We start from the raw sequence: 19,294 nt of genomic DNA, 5'->3' as shown, positions 1-19,294 counted from the left end.
TTAACTCCGCCTAATTCCGCACAACCCAGTTGAAGCGATAAGTAGTGCATGATTATTTATGGTACATCGGGAATGAGAGCGATCGCTTCTGTAAGCTAACTGCATATCTCAGTTTGGGAACAATAGATTTGGTTATTGTCAGGAGACAAAATGTCATATACAGCCTATTTAAGCTCTATCAAAAATGAACTGCAAAGAACAGGTAAAGCCAAAAAAAGCTTGCGAGTTAAAACCATCATGGAACAGTTTGGTTATCAACGTCGAAGCCAAGCATTTATAGATGATTTTAATACCATTCTTGATAACTTAGGGCTGTGTGCTGACCCAGCTTTTGATTTATATGTTCCGTTAGACACCAAAATAGATATTTCTCTCAAAGGTGTAGAACTTTCTGAAGAGTTTTTATCATCTGAGGTAATTTCTCAAAAGCTTAAAGAAACGATTCAAGTTAAGCATGATTTCTTTTACTATTTATTTGACTTTGGCTCTGACCAAGAATATGAACGCTTCCAGTCTTGTTTAGATTCAAATCAACCTATGGGAATTTTTCTCATCCCTCAAGAGGTGGATTTTTTTTCAGATATTGTTGTCAAAATATTTAATTACGAGTTGATTAGAAAATTTCAATACCAAGGAATAACTGAGGTTACAAGTACTTCTGTACGCCAATTTCCTACCAATATAATTGATTCTGATGATGATTGCGAAAATGACAAAGAAAGCTCCATTAAAGGCGCTAATATATTTCATTTCTATCGCTCAACTATGACGAGCGTTATACTTGGAGGTACGGGATTAGAATTACTAGATTCAGAAAAATTTGATGAGCAATTTGAATATATATCTTTGTCTTTAAACAAATATAACTCTACACAATCTTTCCTTTTGTTCCATTGTCCATCATTATTAGAAATTCAAGCCCAACAAAAAGAAGATAGTTTAGGACATTTAGTAGATACAGTTGCCAGTAAAATCCCTTTTACTTTTACACTGAGATGTAAATATTCTCATGAAGCTGCTATTGAGAAAAAAGAAGAAATATTATCTCACTTCCGGCTATTATTAGAACTTCCTTATTACCAAACAGATGAAGATGATGTCTCTCTACTTAATTATTTTTTAGAGCTTCAAAAAGCTCAAATTCAAGCTGAATCACAACTACTACTGAAGATAAAACCTGAACATTTGTATCATCTGAAGTGGCAGCAAGAAAGCACTGAATACATATATCTAAAATATTTTGCGATCAAAACTTTAGAAAGTTTAGGATATGAATTATGTCATATCGGCTGTGAAGTAGAGTTAACTTCCCAAGAAGAAGATAATACAGATGAGGATGAATATGAAGAATATCAAACCGAAAAAATAGAAGTATATATCAAAAATAAAATTGTTGTTGAAATAGAAACTCTCAAATATCAAGAATTTGCTGATACCAATCTATTTTTTGATATGATCAAGAGAATTTTGCGAAAATCTCAGGTATGGCCAAATACTTTAGAAAGTGTCTGGTTAGTAGTACCTGGATTTGAAATTGCTCGTAACTACTATCAACTGAAAAAGACTAAAGAAATTTTAGAATATAAACTAGCAGAATACTATGGTGGTAACTTTAAAATTATAGTTATGACACCAGATTATGAAAAACATCAATTAGTGCCTGTTTCATTTGAAAAAATTGAATATCCGACTTTTGAATATAGGGTTAAAAGAAATGTTACCAGACAACTCACACCCGTTGTCAAACAAGTAAAACTGGACTTTAGGCAAGTCAAAGGACTAAATGAGGAAAAAGAAAAATTAAATAAACTGCTCAAATTACAATCCAAAGGACATAAAGGTGCAATTGGGGGCATTCTTTTCTATGGATTACCTGGATGTGGTAAAACATTGCTGGCTAATGCTTTTGCCAATGAATCAGGGCGATATTTCTTTAAGTTTTCCCCGGCTGATATTATCAGTGTTTGGATAGGTCAAAGTCAGAAAAATATTCGAGACATTTTTGTCCAAGCTAAGAAAAAAGCCCCTTCTGTGCTATTTATAGATGAGTTAGATAGCATTGGGTTTAACCGGAATGATGAGAATTCCCACACTGACCAAAGAGCCACAATTAATCAATTATTGATTGAACTGAATAATATCAAAGATAGTGATGTAATAGTTATTGCCGCTACTAATTATTTAAGTGGCATTGATAACGCCTTAAAACGTTCTGGCAGATTAGATTGGAAGGTTCCAATTTTTCCACCAAACCAAGTAGAAAGAGCCGATATATTTCAGCATTATCTATCACAAATTAATGTAAATCAGTCTGTAAGTTTTGAAATGTTAGCAGAGAAGAGTAGCAGATTTACTTCATCTGATATTGAGTTAGTTTGTCGAGAAGTCAATAATGCTATCTTACTTGAAGAGATAAATTCATATCTAACAACTTCAGATGTGATTACTTATATTGATAATCTTCAAGATGGCGGTTTAAGTTTGACTCAAGAACAGGTGAAGGAATTTTTGGAAGAGTGTAAGCGACTGAGTGTCAAAAATCCTAAGTTGGAAACCTTGAGAGTAGAATGGGAAATTGATTAGAAACATTCAAAACATTTACATTTATGTTGGGTTACATAAAATTTAATCCAACATATTATATTACTAATATCACTAACCTGAACGAACCACAGAGATGCAGAGAACACAGAGAGAGAATTTTTATTTAGAAGTCTATTACTCCATCACTTTAATTTGCTGATTTGCCGAATTCTGCGCCCGTAACATCGCTTGCTGTAATGGTTGTTGTCCTAACAAAGCACTGACAAACTGATTATCAAAATTATTCATAATTGCTTGGGGATATTTCCCAACTTGCCAAGGTGTCGCATAACTCACTCCTGCAACTAATGATTTTCGCAGAATATCTTTGTCATAGCCTAACTTTTGCGCTACGGATTTTCGTGTTGGTAATGCAAATCCTGTGGCTGTCCATTTTTGCATTCCCGCTTTACCAGTCAGATAAGAAATCAACTCCCAAGCGGCGGCTTTATGCTGAGATTGCTTGTTCATGACATAGGCGACAGTAAACACCATTGTGCCTTTTTGATTATTAATCGTAGGTAATTCGGCTGTAGCAAATTCGAGTTGAGGAAATGTTTCTTGTAGGTAAGGAATCGCCCAGTTTCCCTCAATCACCATCGCTACTTTACCTTGACCAAACATTTCGCTACCTGAGTTTGTGCCGACATCAGATTTTTGAGCAGATGATTTATCTTTTTGATACTGGTCGATGACTAATTGCAAGCCTTGTAAACTAGTTTGACTGGCAAAATTTGCATAACCGTTCTCATCAATAATTTTTCCATTAAAGGCTCTAATTTTATATGCCTGACGTGCTAATTCAGGCAATTCACCAAAACCATATTTGTTGAGCTTGCTTGTTAATTTTTGGGAATAAGAACGCAGTTCTGACCAAGTGGTTGGCGGACTATTTAAACCTGCGGCTGCAAAAGATTTTGTGTTATAAAAAAGAGCTAACGTAGAATAGTCTTTTGGTAGCCCATAAATATAGTTTTGATACTTGAAACTATCTAAAAGGGTAACTTCAAAGTCTTCTATGTCAAATTCTGGCTGAATGTAGTTATCTAAAGGTTCCAAAACATTTTGGCTCATCAAAAAAGGCGCTTCCAGGGCATCAAGATAAAATACATCAGGAGCCGCATCTCCGACCAAACGAGTTTTAATTACGTCCATGTATTGGTCAGAAATAACTTCGTATTTAACTTTGATGTTGGGATGCTGGGCTTCAAAGTCTTGCAAAACTTGTTTTAATAGCTTTTGTTCAACCTGGGAACCAGCCCAGCCACTAAGTTTGATGTTGAGGGCATTTGCTGTTGGTTGTTGTAGACTGTGACAACCAATAATAGCGATCGCGATCACTATTACTACACCAAAAAATCTCCACAAGCTAATTCTTTTCACGGATAGATGACAGTAGCTTTTACTTCACTTATATCGTCTGTAGCTGAGGACAGATGTTTAATAAATCTGAACTTTTGTTGAGATTAAGCAAGATAAAATAACGAAAAATTATACCTAAAACTGCGCCGAGGTGCGTTACTTCAAATATAACTATGGATTCTGTTCAGGTCGAAACAGCTGCTTCTCCGATTCTGGAAATATCCCAGATTGTTACACCAACAACTACACTTGTTCCTAGCAAAAAACCTGTCTTCTGTATTTCTAAGGATGGGATTCGTACTAGTTTACGCGCCTCTACGCTGGATGCTATTTTAGCAACGGTTTTTGGAATTACTACTGGAGGTATTTTACTCAGTAATTTCCTCGTGGAATTAGATGCTAGTCCAGTGGTATTTGGGATGTTATCTTCTATACCTATGCTGGTAAATCTCATTCAGCCTTTGGGTGCATATTTATCAGAACGCACTACGAGCCGTTTTCGGTATGCGCTGGGGATATATGGAACTGCTCGCCTAGTATGGCTAATTTTAGCGATCGCTATTGCTGTTTTTAGTTGGGGCGGTATAAGTTCACAACAGTTAGTTTTGATGACTCTGTTAATTGTTTTAGCCACTCATCTTTTAGGCGGGTTAGGTTGTGCATCGTGGATGAGTTGGTTAGCAATGATCGTTCCGCGACGATTGCGCGGCCGATATTTTGGAATTCGCAACAGTGCGGTTAGCTTAACTAATTTGATTTGTCTGCCTTTAGCTGGTTTAGTGGTATCTCATTGGTATGGCGGGAATATCCAAGGTTATGGGGTAGTTTTGCTAATTGGGGTTGTGTTTGGCATTGTTAGCATTAGCTGTCAATATTTCAAGGTAGACATTAATCCTCAATTACAAAATTCTTTGGGTTCTACTTCTATTAAGAATACAAATGAATTAGTTTCTTTACCTAATACAAGTATTTGGAAAAATTATAACTTTTTAATATTGCTAATTTATATCAGTTTATGGATGTTTGCTGTTCATTTGAGCGCACCTTTTTTTAACCTCTATATGCTGGATACGTTGGGTATAGATGTGAGTTGGGTGACGCTTTACGGCAGTTTGCAAGCTGGGGCTAACTTGTTGATGATGATTTGGTGGGGCAAATTAGCAGATAGAGTTGGTAATCTGCCAATTTTAATTTTTGTGGGAATTATGGTAGGACTGACACCAATTTTGTGGTTAGGAATTAATGCCAATCAACTGGATATTTGGCTATGGTTGCCACTTTTACATATTTTGGCTGGTGTGACCTGGGCAGCCATTGATTTGTGTAATAACAATTTACAATTAGCGATCGCACCAATTAAAAATCAGTCAATTTATTTTGCGATCGCGGCGGCTGTGGCTGGTGGTAGCGGTGCTTTAGGCACAACCATCGGCAGTGTTATCGCCCAATTTGCTATTTGGGATGGCTTACTGGGATTATTCGCTCTCTCTGGCTTGTTGCGCCTAGCCGCACTTGTCCCACTGTTTTTTGTCCAAGAACCTGGAAGATAAGGCAAAAGGTGAGGCAGTGCGTTGGGCGGGTTTCCCGACTTGAAGCAACTGCCGAACCCGAAGGGCAAAAGATCAAAGGTAAAACAAATCTAAACTTTTACCTTTTTACTTTTATTCAACTGCTGTAGAACTCAATGTCATTGACTCCCACAACATCATTGAAGGGGCGGTTGTAATTGGTTGGTGTAAAGCAATTAGCTGGGACAAGGTATTCTTTAACTGAGTACGGGGTACAATATCGTCCACAAAGCCATGCTTGAGCAAATCTTCAGCAGTCTGAAAATCGTCTGGCAGTTTTTCCCGGAGGGTTTGCTCAATCACGCGCCGACCAGCGAAACCGATGGTTGATTTAGGTTCTGCCAAAATGATATCGCCTAACATGGCAAAACTCGCAGTTACACCACCAGTTGTGGGGTTAGTCAACACAGGAATATACAATAATCTAGCATCACGATGGCGGTCTAAAGCTGCGGAGATTTTCGCCATCTGCATCAGGGAAAGCATACCTTCCTGCATTCTTGCACCACCAGAGGTGCAGACAATAACTACAGGGTAACGTCGCCCAGTTGCTTGTTCAATTAAGCGGGTGATTTTTTCGCCAACAACGGAACCCATACTACCACCCATAAAACGGAAGTCCATCACAGCCAAGGCTACGGGCATTCCGTTGATTTGTCCCAACCCGGTTTTCACCGCGTCTATGAGACCGATTTTGCTTTCTGTTTCCCGGAGGCGATCGCTATAAGGTTTGCGATCGCGGAATTGTAAGGGGTCTGTCGGACGCAAATGCTCATCTATCGGTTGCCAAGTGTTGTTATCTATCAATTGGCGGATGCGTTCATCACTATCTACCCGATTATGATGCCCACATTCAACGCAGACCATTTGATTAGCTCTCAAATCTTTTGTATAGGTTAAAACACCACACTTAGAACACTTGTGCCATAACCCATCAGCAATTTCCCGTTCTTGCCGTTCCAGGTTGGTAGAGCCTGATTTTCTTCGATTTGCAAACCAATCAAACAGAGACTTTAAACCGCGTGATTCTTCGTTGTTTGCCATTTTTATCTTATTCAAGTGGGTATGGGTCGAAAACAGTCTTTTGTCATTAGGAACCAGTATTTTGGGGAAACAAGTGCGTTGCAGAGGTTTCCTCCGTTGTCGCAACTGGCGTTCATTTGCCATTAATTAAAACAAATGCCTGATGACTACATAGCCAAAATTACGCTTATAAGCAATTCAGACCTTAGACCAGTTATCAGTTATCAGTTATCAAGCTTATGGTGGGGGATTGAGACCTACAACCAACCCATTCCACTAATTAGTGCGATGTTTCACTAAGGACATAACTGATAACTGTTTACTGTTCACTGTAAATTTGTATCTTTGGTTGCCAGCTTAACGAAAATGCTTATACCAATACAAGTCTCTCGCGGATATCATTTTGTAAATGTATTAGCTTGCGTCATCTCCATTGGAATACCAACTCTCCCAAAAATATGCTGTTACCCAACCCTAGCGGCAAGCGGCTGTCCCCATCTTTTGTAAATTATTGTGCTAGTTTCTGAGCAGTTAGCATCTGTGGCTTTAGTTTTGCCAACGGGTCTCTTTCGTTAAGAGGGTAATACAAGTCACAGGCTGATATTATCAAAAGGTGAAGCGGCGATGGCGTAATGACTGTTACAGTCGTTAGGAATTGTAAGTGCTTTCTTAAGCTATAAACAGAAAGCTGATAAACAATACTATTATAGTAGATCACGCGATCGCTTGCTCGGTTTATCTAGAGAGCAGAATATTAAACTTGCGATCGCTCCACTTCTGTGGCCAAGAATCGTTGAAATTAGTTCGATGTTACGATCAGGCAATAATATCAACATATTATTTTCAGCGAACTATGCAGCTTGAAGACTACTTTAACTTTCTTGCACCTGATGATATTAGACTCCAGGGTACAAGAGTAGGAATTGAAACAATTTTATTTGACTACCTATTCCGTGCTAAAACTCCCGAAGAGATTGCTAAAACCTATACTTCACTTACTTTAGAGCAGGTTTATACTACTATTCTCTACTACTTACACAATCAACAAGCTGTAGATGCTTATTTGAAAGATTGGCTAGAGTGGGGCGATCGCATGAGAGAAGAACAAAGTCGCAACCCTAATCCAGTTGTTGAAAGGCTACGTAAATTAAAGGCTGAAAAAATGGCGATACAAACTCATGGCACTGAAATATCTCGTAGTTATATTTGTAGGTTGGGTGGAGCGATCGCGTAACCCAACACTTTATCTAATAAACTTATGCTGGATTTTGTGTCTCAATCCAACCCAAGTTGATAGATTTTATAACTAATTACTATGTGAATTTAAATTTTTGTAGTTGAGAAATTTTGATTTTTTTATATCATTTGTTGGGTTCCACTTCGTTTCACCCAACCTACGAGAGATTGCTGTATTATGGGTAAATCACTCATCAAGATGCAAAAAATCTAAAAAATTTTGTCGCGCTTCGCACGGGAGAAGGGTAAAGAAAAAAGTGTAGAGGGCAAAAGGAAAAGAGAGTAAAGTGCTAAGAAGCCCTGCCCCGCACAACCACAACCCGAAAACCCACGAGGTCGAACCTGATGACACGCCCATACCCGCCGCGATTCGCCGAACGGCAATACCTAGGATTGCTGCCCCACTAACCACCGCGCAGCAGAGGATATAGATTATCATTCTCAATCAGCCATGCACTGCCATCAGTCGGCGCATTATTATAATTTTTGTGCCACTCATCCTGACACCATTACCATACATTACCACACATATCGAATAAACCAAAGGGGTTTGCCGGAAATTTCCCAACTTCTGTTGTTTGTTCCCGATATTCACCTTTCGGCCCCTGACCATAATTACCTGGGTAAGTTTTTCCTTGATACTCCCAGTCTGTTCCTTGGTAATTTGCTAACTCAGTCGTAATCGTTTCACCAAAATAAAACGGCGTAGTTGTTCCCGCCCGACAAGCATATTCCCACTCTGCTTCACTGGGTAAGCGATATATCTTACCAGTCTTTTTCGACAATCGAGCGCAAAACTCTACCGCATGATCCCAAGAAACACACTCTACAGGACGGTTAGCGCCTTTAAAATGGGATGGGTTGGGATTTAAATCAATATTTACCTTATCCAGAGCCGCAACAGCTTTCCATTGAGCTTGGGTGACAGGAAATTTACCCATAAAAAAGGGTGGAACAGTGACGTTATGCTGTGGACTTTCATAGTCACTTCGTCCTTCCTCACTTTCTGGCGAACCCATGAGGAATTTACCGCCAGGAATTGACACCATTTCTAGAACTACGCCATTACCCAAGTCTTCAGTAAAAAACTCGGCGCGTCCCTGACTGCGGTTGATGATTTGTCCTTTAGCGTCCACCTTCACTATTTCAAATTCAAACTGATTAGTTTGAAATAGTGAAGTAGAACCCCTCTCCAAACCTCTCCCCACAACTCCTTCTGTTATTACTTTACTTGGACTTGTGTGTACACCGTAGCCTTCCCTAGTAGGGAAGGGGCTGGGGGTTAGGTTTGAAGAATACGCCACATCAGGTAATTCTTCCACAAACACAGGCGGTTTTGCTTGTCCAATTATCCTTTCTTCTATCGGTGCGACATCTTCATCCCGCAAACCCAAATGTTGCTGATAATCTCTTAAATCGTTGAGCGTTCTTTCACTCAGGGTTGGTTCACTTTCAACTGTTTCAACAAGCGTTGCTGCATATTCTTCTAACTTACGCTGATACTCCAGATATGGTTGTTTAACTTCCGCTTCAATGGCATCAGCCACATCAGACCTTTTTCTATGCCTTCTACAAGATAATGAGTGTAAATTGACAAGTCTAAACCATCAGATTCAAAAGCATATTGTGTAGAAGAAGAAGCTGTGAGAATTGCTCTACCCTCACCGCCTAATTTTTGTTCTAGGTCAATATTATCAATGTCTTTTGCTGTCAAACCTTTGGCAAACGCACCACTAAAGCAGCAGTCTAAAATTACTACCTGTCGCTTAGATTTGCTTTGGTTCATCCAGCTATGTACACTTGTCCCAGCTACGGCGGTTGTAGGGACTAATTTGTTTTGATTTTTTCTGGTGATGGAAGTTGAGAAGTAAAAATCACCGCTTTCAACTGTCACTCCATGACCAGAAAAGTAAAACAGCAGCAAGTCATCCTTGTCACGATGGGCATACAAGTTATAAATAGCATCTTCCATTTCTTGCCGTTGGGGGTTTTGCAGCACTGTGACATTCTCTGGTGCAAAATCACCCATTTCTGGGTTTACCAGAACTCGCCGCATCGCCTCAACATCATTCACAGCATTGGGTAGCGGTGTTAGTCCTGGTTCATATTCGCTAATCCCAATTAACAGTGCTACCTTATCCATTATTGCTGTCTTGTCTATTTTTGGCGTTGTTCAATAAAGTTTCGGTTTTTTCGAGGATGAAAATCAAATCTTCTTTGCTACTAGCTTTCGCCTTGAATTTTTCTCCGTAAGCTTCTACTTCAATTTCAAAGGTTTTGTTAGACAAACGCCCTAAAAAATCAAACACAGGCTTAATTAAAGCAGGGTTCACCAGTGCTTTAAATGTTCCCAAAGAAAAACCACCCAACGCCTTAGAACCTTGTGGTACTTCTGTAACAGCAACTAAATCTGCGTCTTCTACCCCATCCACATCTCGCAACTGGGGGAGTAAATTTTGTACTTGGGCTTGCAATTCTTCATCATCCAAGCCCAATTCCGTCAGGGAAACTGTCACCTGAACATCAGATTTAGTTACCATATAGATCGCTTAAATATAATGTAGAGTCTGTTTAACCGATTGTATCGGTTAATCTGGGTGTTTGAGTAAATCAGGACTACACACAAAGATTTTCTATGGAGAGTGGGTGTAAGGGTGTCTTAGCCCCGACGAATGGAATTCGCGGCTATAAAAACGAAGTCCGCCTACGCGGACTAACTAAAATCAAGAGTTTTGAACCCGCGCAGTAGTTTGTAGGGTGGGCAAACTTTGCCCACCCTACTTTACAGATATTATTTAGCTGGAAGGAAAGGCAAATTTCAAATAAGCCGATAAAATGGCTGGGCCGGTAAAGACAGTGATGATTGCGCCTAGTGCTAAAAAAGGGCCGAAGGGGATTTTTACTCCTGTTTTTTGAGGCGATCGCACAATTACTAATCCACCTATGAATACTCCCACGGCACAGGCAATTAAACTAGCCAAAAGCAAATACCGCCAACCCAGCCAAGCGCCCATCATGGCTGCGAGTTTGGCATCTCCCGCCCCCATTGCAGTTTTACCTAACACAATTGAACCACCAAGGGCGATCGCCTCAAACAGCCATAAACCAATAACTGCACCGACTATTCCCATCATCAGGTGTCTGATTATTCCTACCCCGCTGGCTTCTGGGACAAAACCGCTAATTATTTGATATCCCAAACCTACCACTAACCCCGATTGCGTTAGGGCATTGGGTAAAGTCATGGTATCTAAGTCAATTAAGGCTAAGGCTAATAACCAACTGCAAAAAGTCCAATATCCCAATGTAGCAATGGAAACTTGAAATACTAAAAAAACAATGACAAAAATTACACCCGTTATCGCTTCTACCACCGGATAACGAACAGCAATTTTGCTTTTACAATAACGGCATTTTCCTCGTAACCACAACCATCCCAGCACAGGTACATTGTCATAAGCTTTTAGCTGGTTTAAGCAATGGGGGCAACGGGAAGGTGGCCAAAGAATCGATAACCCCGCAGGGATTCGATAAACGACAACGTTGATAAAGCTACCTATAGATGCACCCAAGGCGAAAACAACAATCATCGCCGGAACAGCCATTAAAAAGTCCATATAGTCATTTGTCAAATGTTCTGTGTCATTTGTGCTTTGTCATTTGTTATTTGTCAAATGACCATTGACTTGACTATTGACTAATACATGTGGGACTCAATTTGATTTAAAGGCACAAAACATTCTTGAGGTAATAGAACTGGTTGGTGAGTAAAAATCACCTTACCTCGATGGGTAACACGATTAATTGCTACCCCGGAAGGCTGCCCGGCGATTTCAGGATGTACTTCACAATATGTGTAGTAAATCTGACCAGCCGCCCTGATGATAGCGGGATCAACCAGAGGCGGCTGGATTCTAGAGGCGGTGAAATTAGCTGTATCTTGTCGTAAAGCGTACACTATGTTACTGCTATCTACTTACTAGATTTTGTCTATAGTGTACCCGAAACTTCTTGTAAAAATTGCCAATTTGGCGAGTTTCTCCTCAAAGAATTATTTCTCTAGTGCTTGAATGAGTGACTTACCCATTGCTTGGCAACCCAAAAGATTCATTCCTGGTGACATGATATCGCCTGTGCGATCGCCTTGTTCTAAAACTTGCAATACAGCTTTTTCGATGGTATCTGCTGCTTGTGGCTGATTTAACCCGTAGCGTAACATCATCGCCGCACTCAAAACCTGTGCGAGAGGATTGGCTTTATCAAGTCCGGCAATATCGGGTGCAGAACCGTGGACTGGTTCATATACGCCAGGGCCAGAAGCACCCAAACTAGCAGAAGGTAACATTCCAATACTGCCAGTCAACATCGCCGCCGCATCGGAGAGAATATCGCCAAACAAGTTACCTGTGACAATCGTATCGAATTGTTTAGGAGCGCGGACTAATTGCATCGCGGCATTATCGACATATAGGTGAGACAGTTCCACATCGGGATATTCGGCGGACAGCTTGGTGATGCGATCGCGCCACAACTGCGATACTTCTAATACGTTGGCTTTATCCACAGAACAGAGTTTACCGCGTCTTTTTCTGGCAGTTTCAAAGGCAACTCTCCCGATGCGTTCAATTTCTGACTCGCTGTAAACCATTGTATTCACACCGCGTTTCTCACCAGTCTCAGTTTCAAAAATGCCTTTGGGTTTACCAAAGTAAATTCCTCCCGTGAGTTCCCGCACCACCATAATATCTACGCCTTCGACAACTTCCCGTTTCAAAGTCGAAGCGTCAATTAACTGCGGCAGAATTTGGGCGGGGCGTAAATTGGCAAATAAACCTAAACCCGCGCGTAATCCTAACAAACCTGCTTCTGGGCGCTGGTGAGATGGTAAAGTATCCCACTTATAACCACCAATAGCGGCGAGTAAAACAGCATCACTGTTCCGACAAGTATCTAAGGTTGCAGTCGGCAAAGGTTCGCCCGTTGCGTCAATGGCTGCACCACCAATCAAAGCTTCCTGGAATGCAAACTCAATATCAAATTTTTTCCCTACGACTTTTAGCACATCTACCGCCACTGCCATAATTTCAGGGCCAATGCCATCGCCGGGAAGTAAGGTAATGCGGTAGTTTTGCGTCATAGCTAGTTTCTATTAGGTAAATGCTTGCAGATTAAATATCATACCGAGCAAGATGTACATCTGGAAGCTTTAATTTTCAGTTTCAAAATCTGGAATCGTCTAATTTGGTGGCTTCACCACGATTAGTCAGCCTTAATTAACTGTTAATCTGCCATTTCGCATCTATTCAAAGATTAAAAAAAACTGTTCATCAAGATTTTTTACTCAGTTTCTTGTATGTTTTTGATAAAAGCAGCAAGAAATAAAAAAGAGTATGAATTTTAATCAAATCGGACAAGTTGCCATTGCACTGTTAACAGGGTTTGGCTTGAAAATCCTGGGTGCGATCGCTCTGTGGATTGTGGCACAGAAGTTGATTGATTTTGCACTCAAGTTAGTCAGACGTGGTTTTCGCAGTCAACACGTTGATCCAACTCTAGTTAACTACCTGCTGAATATCATTGCCGTAACTTTAAGAATTATTTTAGTTGTGGCAATTCTCGGCTTTTTCGGCATTGAAACCACTTCTTTTGCCGCATTATTAGCCGCAGCAGGTGTGGCTATCGGTGCAGCGTGGGGTGGACTGTTGGCTAACTTTGCCGCTGGTGCTTTTTTGATTGTTTTTAATCCATTTAAAGTCGGAGACTTTATTACAGCCGCAGGTGTCACAGGTACAGTTACAGAAATAGGACTGTTCACCACTAATATCACCACACCGGATAATGTCTTAACAATTGTCGCCAATAATAAGATTTTTTCTGATAATATCCAAAATTTTTCTGCTAATCCCTACCGTCGAGTTGATTTGCTGGCTCAACTGCATCATGATGTGAATCATAATGATGCGATCGCTCGTTTAAAAGCCAGAATCAGCGAAATTCCTAATGTGATCAATAATCCCGCACCAGATGTGGAAATTATCACCTTTAATTTAGCCGGGCCAGTCTTAGCAGTACGTCCCTACTGCAATAACGATCACTACTGGCAAGTTTATTTTGACACTAATAAAGCCATCCGGGAAGCCTTTGGTGAAGCAGGTTATCCTATCCCCGAACAACGTTATGCCTTTAGTAGCCAATCTGTAAGTGGTACACCAAATGATGGAGACTCTGCGATTTCATCTGCATCAATGATGAGTTAAGTTTGCCCCATACACATCAAATTTAATTTGTCAAACTCTTTCAAAAAATAAGAATATTTATGAACAAGTAGGTAGGTTATATGCCAATACGGTTCATATTAAGAAAACTAAATTACAACAAAACCAACAAATAATTACTCAACCAAAAACGCACGAATGATTTTGGAGGGGGTTTGGGGGACGCAACCGTCACCCAATAGGGGGCTTGGGGGATTCTCCCCCAAATCTTGCTGAGTGTCTGATAGGTAAGCAGAATTGAGAAATCAACTCTCATCACCTTAACTGAACCGTATTGGGTTATATGCTTTACCTGCTTTTTTACGTGCTTAAGAAGTAATTAGCTGTATATTTAAACACTGAAGATAAATTTGACATTAACTCAGTTTCAATTTCGGAAACGAGCCTGACAACCATGTCAGAGAGAGGCTAGGTTAGTGTGTAATTAACCGCCGTACTCTAGCAGCTATGGTAAAAGAATTAGCAATTCGCACCTGTGGACTCACTAAGCAATTTGAAAGGTATATAGCCGTCAATGATGTTGATTTAGAAATCCAAGCGGGTGAAGTATACGGACTGATAGGGCCGAATGGCGCGGGTAAAACAACTCTCATCCGGATGTTAGCAACTGCTGAGGAGCCAACAACGGGTGAGATATATATTAATGGCGATCGCATGGTACGTGACAAGAGTAACCCCACTATCAAGCGTCGTCTTGGCTACTTACCCGATGACTATCCGCTATATGAAGATTTGACAGTCTGGGATTACCTCGATTACTTTGCGCGGTTGTATCGTTTGCGCGAACCACGTCGCACTCAGCGTCTCCATGAAGTTTTAGAACTTATCCAATTAGGTAATAAACGCAACAGTTTAATTGCTACACTGTCGCGGGGAATGAAGCAGCGCCTTAGTTTAGCACGTACTATCATTCATGAACCAATTTTATTACTCCTAGATGAACCCGTATCTGGACTTGATCCCATCGCCAGGATGCAGTTCCGTGAAATTATCAAAGCTTTGCAAGAAGCTGGGATGACAATTTTAATTTCGTCCCATGTTCTGAGCGATTTAGCGGAACTGTGTACTTCAATTGGAATTATGGAACTAGGCTTTTTAGTAGAAAGTGCTTCACTCAAACATCTGTATGAGCGTTTAGCTCGACAACAAATTATGTTGTCAACCTTGGGAAAAATAGACGCTGTAATTAGTGAATTAAAAAATCATCCTTTGGTGGAAGCGTGGGAAGTTTTACCAGGAAATCACAATATCAGAGTAAATTTTTCTGGTGATCAAACAGCTTGTGCAGAATTACTGCGATCGCTGATTCAATCTGGTATACCCATTACTGATTTTCATTGCACTCAAGAAGACTTAGAAACCATTTTTCTCAAGCTTGGTCATAAACAAGCATCATAAAGCATCATCCCTCAAACTTACCCTAATTTCTGCTATGTATCTCAATCTCTTAGACAAAATTGGCGACTGGAATCCTCAGTTTCTACGAGAAATTAAAGGTCGCCTCAAACCTTTTCATCTGATATTTGCCTTTGCTATCTCACTAATTAGTCAATTAGGACTTTTTCTCTATCATCTTGGAAAATATCCCCATAATAAATATCCTATGAATGGGGTGTATTGTAATTTGAGCAAAGTTTATCAAAAGCAAATTGAATCAGTTTATAAACTCATAGATCAGACTCAAAAACAAGTTAACTTTTATAGTAGTAAGAAAAACTACGACCTCACAAAACTGCTGGACTCTCAAGATAAATTGCAATCCCTCAAAGCACAACAAAAACAGTTAGATTACAACCTATATCAGCAACCATGCCCTATTTCCGAAATTAACTTTCAAATGTGGTGGCGCGACCATTGGGAATACATATTTCTTACACTCTGTGTAGTTTTTATCTATACACTATTAGTAGCAGGTACATATTTGCTAGTCAATAATTTAGCCCAAGAAGAACGCCGTGGCACTCTCAACTTTATTCGTCTTAGCCCCCAGTCAGAAACCAGCATTTTAACTGGCAAAATGCTAGGAGTACCAATTATCATTTACTTGATAATTTTGCTGGCAATTCCCTTACACATCTGGTCAGGAATTTCTGCCAAAATTGCCATTAGTTATATTTTCAGTTTTTATATACTTCTAGGCGCTAGTTGTTTCTTTTTCTATAGTGCCACATTATTATTTGGCTTAATGAGTAATAGATTTAGTGGCCTTCAACCTTGGTTAGCTAGTGGCGCAGTATTTATGTTTTTGATAACTATAATGCAGCTTGCATTAAATACCCAAAACCTCCACACTACAGCAGCTTGGCTAAGGCTATTAAGTCCTTTTGATATGACAAAATATCTGTTTCCCAATCTATTTAACAGAGGTAATCCATCGCTTTTATCAGAAACCCAATTTTTCTATATACCATTAGGGAAGAATGTTTTTACATTTATAGGATTACATCTATTCAATTATGGTGTTAGCTGCTATTGGATTTGGCAAGCACTCAAACGGCGGTTTCGCAATCCTAATGCTACCTTACTCAGTAAAGGACAAAGTTACTTACTTCTAGCTGGCGCTCAAGTAATTTTTTGGGGTTTTACTCTGCAATATACCAAGAATTACTGCCCCGCTTACCGACAATATAAACCAATAAACTGCTACTATGATTTGAATTATCAAATCGGTCAAAATTTCTTCTGGATTGTATTATTTAACCTGGTTTTACTAACTTGCTTGTTAGTAATTTTGTCTCCTCATAGACAACAAATACAAGATTGGGCAAGATATCGCCATCAACAAACATCTAGTAGCGGTGCTTTTAGCAATAAATCTGTATGGCGCGATTTAATTTGGCATGATAAAAGTCCTATCATAGTTTCAGTTGCGTTGAGTTTAATAATCATTACTATCCCCTTACTAGTTTGGATTATACTCGCCCCTGCGTTGAATACTCATGATAACAATGCCATTGAATGGGTGAACAAAATTGGCAGAATGAAAGCTATCTTAGGATTAGCTATGTTTATTAGTTTAGCTATGATTTATGCAACTATAGCGCAGAGAATATTATTACTCAAAACTCCACGGCGAACTTTATTTGCGATCGCAACTATAGGTGTGTTGATATTTACGCCACCAACAATTTATAGTCTGTTGAACATTACACCTGAAGCAGATTCTGTCTTTTGGTTATTTTCTAATTTTCCTTGGTTAGGACTAGAACACTCAGCAACATTCACTGTTTTTATGTCACTTTTAGCTGAGGTTACTGTTTTAACATTGTTAAATTTACATTTAACAAATCAGGTGAAGTTAGCTGGAGAATCTGCGACAAAAGCATTGTTAGCAGGACGCTAATTTATAAAAAAGGGGAACTAGATATTCAACTAGTTCTTTTTAAGCTGTTTATTAAGTATTTTTTGGGAGAATATAGTAATGATAGAAGGTTTGATACATCGCTTAGGAAATTGGAATCCACAGTTATTTAGAGAACTCAGAGGGCGGCTAAAAACACGTAATATCGTATTAGCATCTGCTATATCTTTTTTGGGTCAATTTATATTATTCATGTCATTTCAAGCCCAGTTACCTACACGCCTGAGTGTATTACAAGGTAGTCCCAATAAATATTGTACAGGTATCACAAAATATGAATATCCAGAATGCCTAACTGATGGGTTAGGTCAAGTTATCATCAATTGGCAATTGTGGTCGTTTGATATTTTTACTTGGCTGAGTATTATTGTTAGCTTTGGATTATTAGCAGCAGGAAGCTATCTTCTGATTAATGATTTAGCTACAGAAGAAAGACGTGATACTCTCAATTTTATTCGCCTTAGTCCCCAATCATCACAAAGTATTTTATGGGGGAAAATTCTAGGTGTTCCAGCCTTAATTTATGTTGTTGTAGTGTTAGCCTTACCTTTGCATTTATGGTCAGGGTTGAATGCGAAAATTCCTTTAATGGAAATTATCAGTTTTTATGCAGTAGTCATAGCTGCTAGTTTGGTCTACTACAGTGCTGCATTATTATTTGGCTTAGTTGGTTCTTGGTTAGGCAGTTTTCAAGCTTGGTTAGGTAGTGGCGCATTATTAGGTTATCTCATATTTAGCAAGCAAACCATAGCATCTAATTTTTCTGCTAATAATCCAGTGAGCTTTTTTGGGCTAGTTAACCCATGTTTCTTAATTCCATATCCTGAGATTAATTCTGAATTAACCAAAAATATTCCCCAGTTTACCGACTTTTTTTGGTTTGTTCTGCCTGTAGGAGAAAGTTTTATCACTACAGCTTGCTTTGCAATAGTAGTTTATTTTGTAGGTGCGTACTTTATTTGGCAATCTTTACAGCGTTGCTTTTCTGATCCTAATGCAACTATGTTGACTAAAAAGCACAGTTATCTACTCACTGTTTGCTTTAGTGTCATTATTTTAGGATGTGCTGATTGGCAAGATTTAATATTTAATATCTCACCTAGGAGTTATGCAATTCAAGAAAATATCGGTCTTTTAATGGTTTTGAACTTAGTGCTGTTTTTATATTTAATTGCAGCCATCAGTCCTGGTCGTATAACACTACAAGATTGGGCAAGATATAGACATATTTTTCATACCAAAGGTTTAGGAAAAAATAGTTTAGTTAATGATTTAATCTGGGGTGAAAAAAGTCCGGCAATTTTAGCGATCGCTATTAATGCGATAATGTCTGTTACAGGCTTAAGTTGCTTTGTTTTAATCTCCCAAGCAGATAGCGAAAATAAAACTAATGCTTGCCTAGCACTGCTTTTTGCTGGGAGTTTAGCTGTTATGTATGCAGCCTTGACCCAATTAGTTCTATTCATGAAAAATGAACAGCGCCAATTATGGGCAACAGGGGTGTTAATGTCTGTAATTATACTCCCACCCATTTTATTAGGAATATTTTTCTCTAAACCTGACAACTATGCTGTAGTTTGGCTATTTTCCATTGCTGCGCCAGTCATCGCTTTATCTCCGCCAACAAGCACCAATGGATTATCATTGACTTATTTTCTGGCAATTTTAGGACATTTTGCACTCACCGGACTTTTGGTATCTCAACTAATGCGTAAGTTGAAAAAAGCAGGAGAGTCTGCAACTAAAGCATTGTTATCAGGAAATGAGTATGCTATTTAAATAATTTCGCTTTTGTGAATTGTAAAAGTTTTAGATACCCGACTTCTTTAAGAAGTTGGGTATCTGTTTGTTTACGAATGATTTAGAAATACTATATTGATTCTGGT

General features: G+C 39.2%; 14 protein-coding genes and 1 pseudogene. 7 read left to right on the top strand and 8 right to left on the bottom strand.

The window, feature by feature from the left end; genetic code table 11:
* The first annotated feature begins 150 nt into the window (after positions 1 to 150).
* Positions 151 to 2,583 (top strand): 26S protease regulatory subunit, encoded by a 2,433-nt coding sequence (locus NOS7107_RS26890; RefSeq protein ID WP_015116064.1) that lies wholly within the window; start codon positions 151 to 153, stop codon positions 2,581 to 2,583.
* 135 nt (positions 2,584 to 2,718) lie between these two features.
* Here NOS7107_RS26890 and NOS7107_RS26885 read toward each other — a convergent pair whose 3' ends face one another.
* Positions 2,719 to 3,957, bottom strand: a complete 1,239-nt coding sequence (locus NOS7107_RS26885) for an ABC transporter substrate-binding protein (RefSeq protein WP_253274569.1) — start codon at positions 3,955 to 3,957, stop codon at positions 2,719 to 2,721.
* Positions 3,958 to 4,118: 161 nt separating this feature from the next.
* On the opposite strand from NOS7107_RS26885, the gene NOS7107_RS26880 reads away from it, so the two are divergent.
* Complete coding sequence (locus tag NOS7107_RS26880; protein WP_015116062.1) at positions 4,119 to 5,495, top strand: MFS transporter; 1,377 nt, start codon at positions 4,119 to 4,121, stop codon at positions 5,493 to 5,495.
* Between the two features lie 111 nt (positions 5,496 to 5,606).
* Here NOS7107_RS26880 and accD read toward each other — a convergent pair whose 3' ends face one another.
* Positions 5,607 to 6,557: an acetyl-CoA carboxylase, carboxyltransferase subunit beta gene (gene accD, locus NOS7107_RS26875; RefSeq protein WP_044500391.1), complete on the bottom strand. Its 951-nt coding sequence runs from the start codon at positions 6,555 to 6,557 to the stop codon at positions 5,607 to 5,609.
* Positions 6,558 to 7,389: 832 nt separating this feature from the next.
* Here accD and NOS7107_RS26870 point away from each other — a divergent pair.
* Complete coding sequence (locus NOS7107_RS26870; RefSeq protein WP_015116060.1) at positions 7,390 to 7,770, top strand: DUF433 domain-containing protein; 381 nt, start codon at positions 7,390 to 7,392, stop codon at positions 7,768 to 7,770.
* 292 nt (positions 7,771 to 8,062) lie between these two features.
* Here the strand turns inward: NOS7107_RS26870 and NOS7107_RS29615 are convergent.
* The 6 genes and pseudogenes from NOS7107_RS29615 to leuB form a co-directional block, all read right to left on the bottom strand.
* A pseudogene (locus NOS7107_RS29615) lies at positions 8,063 to 8,902 on the bottom strand (formylglycine-generating enzyme family protein); the annotation flags it as partial.
* Between the two features lie 356 nt (positions 8,903 to 9,258).
* Positions 9,259 to 9,915 carry a caspase family protein gene (locus NOS7107_RS29610; protein ID WP_015116059.1) on the bottom strand — a complete coding sequence of 219 codons (657 nt, stop codon included), beginning with the start codon at positions 9,913 to 9,915 and terminating at the stop codon, positions 9,259 to 9,261.
* Entirely contained in the window at positions 9,908 to 10,312 is a 405-nt protein-coding gene (locus NOS7107_RS26860) for a hypothetical protein (RefSeq protein WP_015116058.1), read from the bottom strand. The genes NOS7107_RS29610 and NOS7107_RS26860 overlap by 8 nt, the downstream gene beginning before the upstream one ends.
* Before the next feature lie 255 nt (positions 10,313 to 10,567).
* Positions 10,568 to 11,389 carry an A24 family peptidase gene (locus NOS7107_RS26855; RefSeq protein ID WP_044500389.1) on the bottom strand — a complete coding sequence of 274 codons (822 nt, stop codon included), beginning with the start codon at positions 11,387 to 11,389 and terminating at the stop codon, positions 10,568 to 10,570.
* Positions 11,390 to 11,469: 80 nt separating this feature from the next.
* On the bottom strand, positions 11,470 to 11,730 hold the full coding sequence (locus NOS7107_RS26850) for a hypothetical protein (protein ID WP_015116056.1): 261 nt from the start codon (positions 11,728 to 11,730) through the stop codon (positions 11,470 to 11,472).
* A 93-nt stretch (positions 11,731 to 11,823) separates the two neighbouring features.
* Complete coding sequence (leuB, locus tag NOS7107_RS26845; RefSeq protein ID WP_015116055.1) at positions 11,824 to 12,909, bottom strand: 3-isopropylmalate dehydrogenase; 1,086 nt, start codon at positions 12,907 to 12,909, stop codon at positions 11,824 to 11,826.
* A gap of 253 nt (positions 12,910 to 13,162) precedes the next feature.
* On the opposite strand from leuB, the gene NOS7107_RS26840 reads away from it, so the two are divergent.
* From NOS7107_RS26840 to NOS7107_RS26825, 4 genes are all read left to right on the top strand, one after another.
* Positions 13,163 to 14,029 (top strand): mechanosensitive ion channel family protein, encoded by an 867-nt coding sequence (locus tag NOS7107_RS26840; protein ID WP_015116054.1) that lies wholly within the window; start codon positions 13,163 to 13,165, stop codon positions 14,027 to 14,029.
* Positions 14,030 to 14,494: 465 nt separating this feature from the next.
* Complete coding sequence (locus NOS7107_RS26835; RefSeq protein WP_015116053.1) at positions 14,495 to 15,445, top strand: ABC transporter ATP-binding protein; 951 nt, start codon at positions 14,495 to 14,497, stop codon at positions 15,443 to 15,445.
* Positions 15,423 to 17,390, top strand: a complete 1,968-nt coding sequence (locus NOS7107_RS26830; RefSeq protein WP_367579787.1) for an ABC transporter permease subunit — start codon at positions 15,423 to 15,425, stop codon at positions 17,388 to 17,390. The genes NOS7107_RS26835 and NOS7107_RS26830 overlap by 23 nt, the downstream gene beginning before the upstream one ends.
* A gap of 78 nt (positions 17,391 to 17,468) precedes the next feature.
* Positions 17,469 to 19,187: a hypothetical protein gene (locus tag NOS7107_RS26825; RefSeq protein ID WP_015116051.1), complete on the top strand. Its 1,719-nt coding sequence runs from the start codon at positions 17,469 to 17,471 to the stop codon at positions 19,185 to 19,187.
* The last annotated feature ends 107 nt before the right edge of the window (positions 19,188 to 19,294 follow it).

This window comes from Nostoc sp. PCC 7107, assembly GCF_000316625.1.
GTDB lineage: Bacteria > Cyanobacteriota > Cyanobacteriia > Cyanobacteriales > Nostocaceae > Nostoc_B.
The sequence above is the reverse complement of the archived record's forward strand: the minus strand, read 5'-3'. Positions and strand labels throughout refer to the sequence as shown.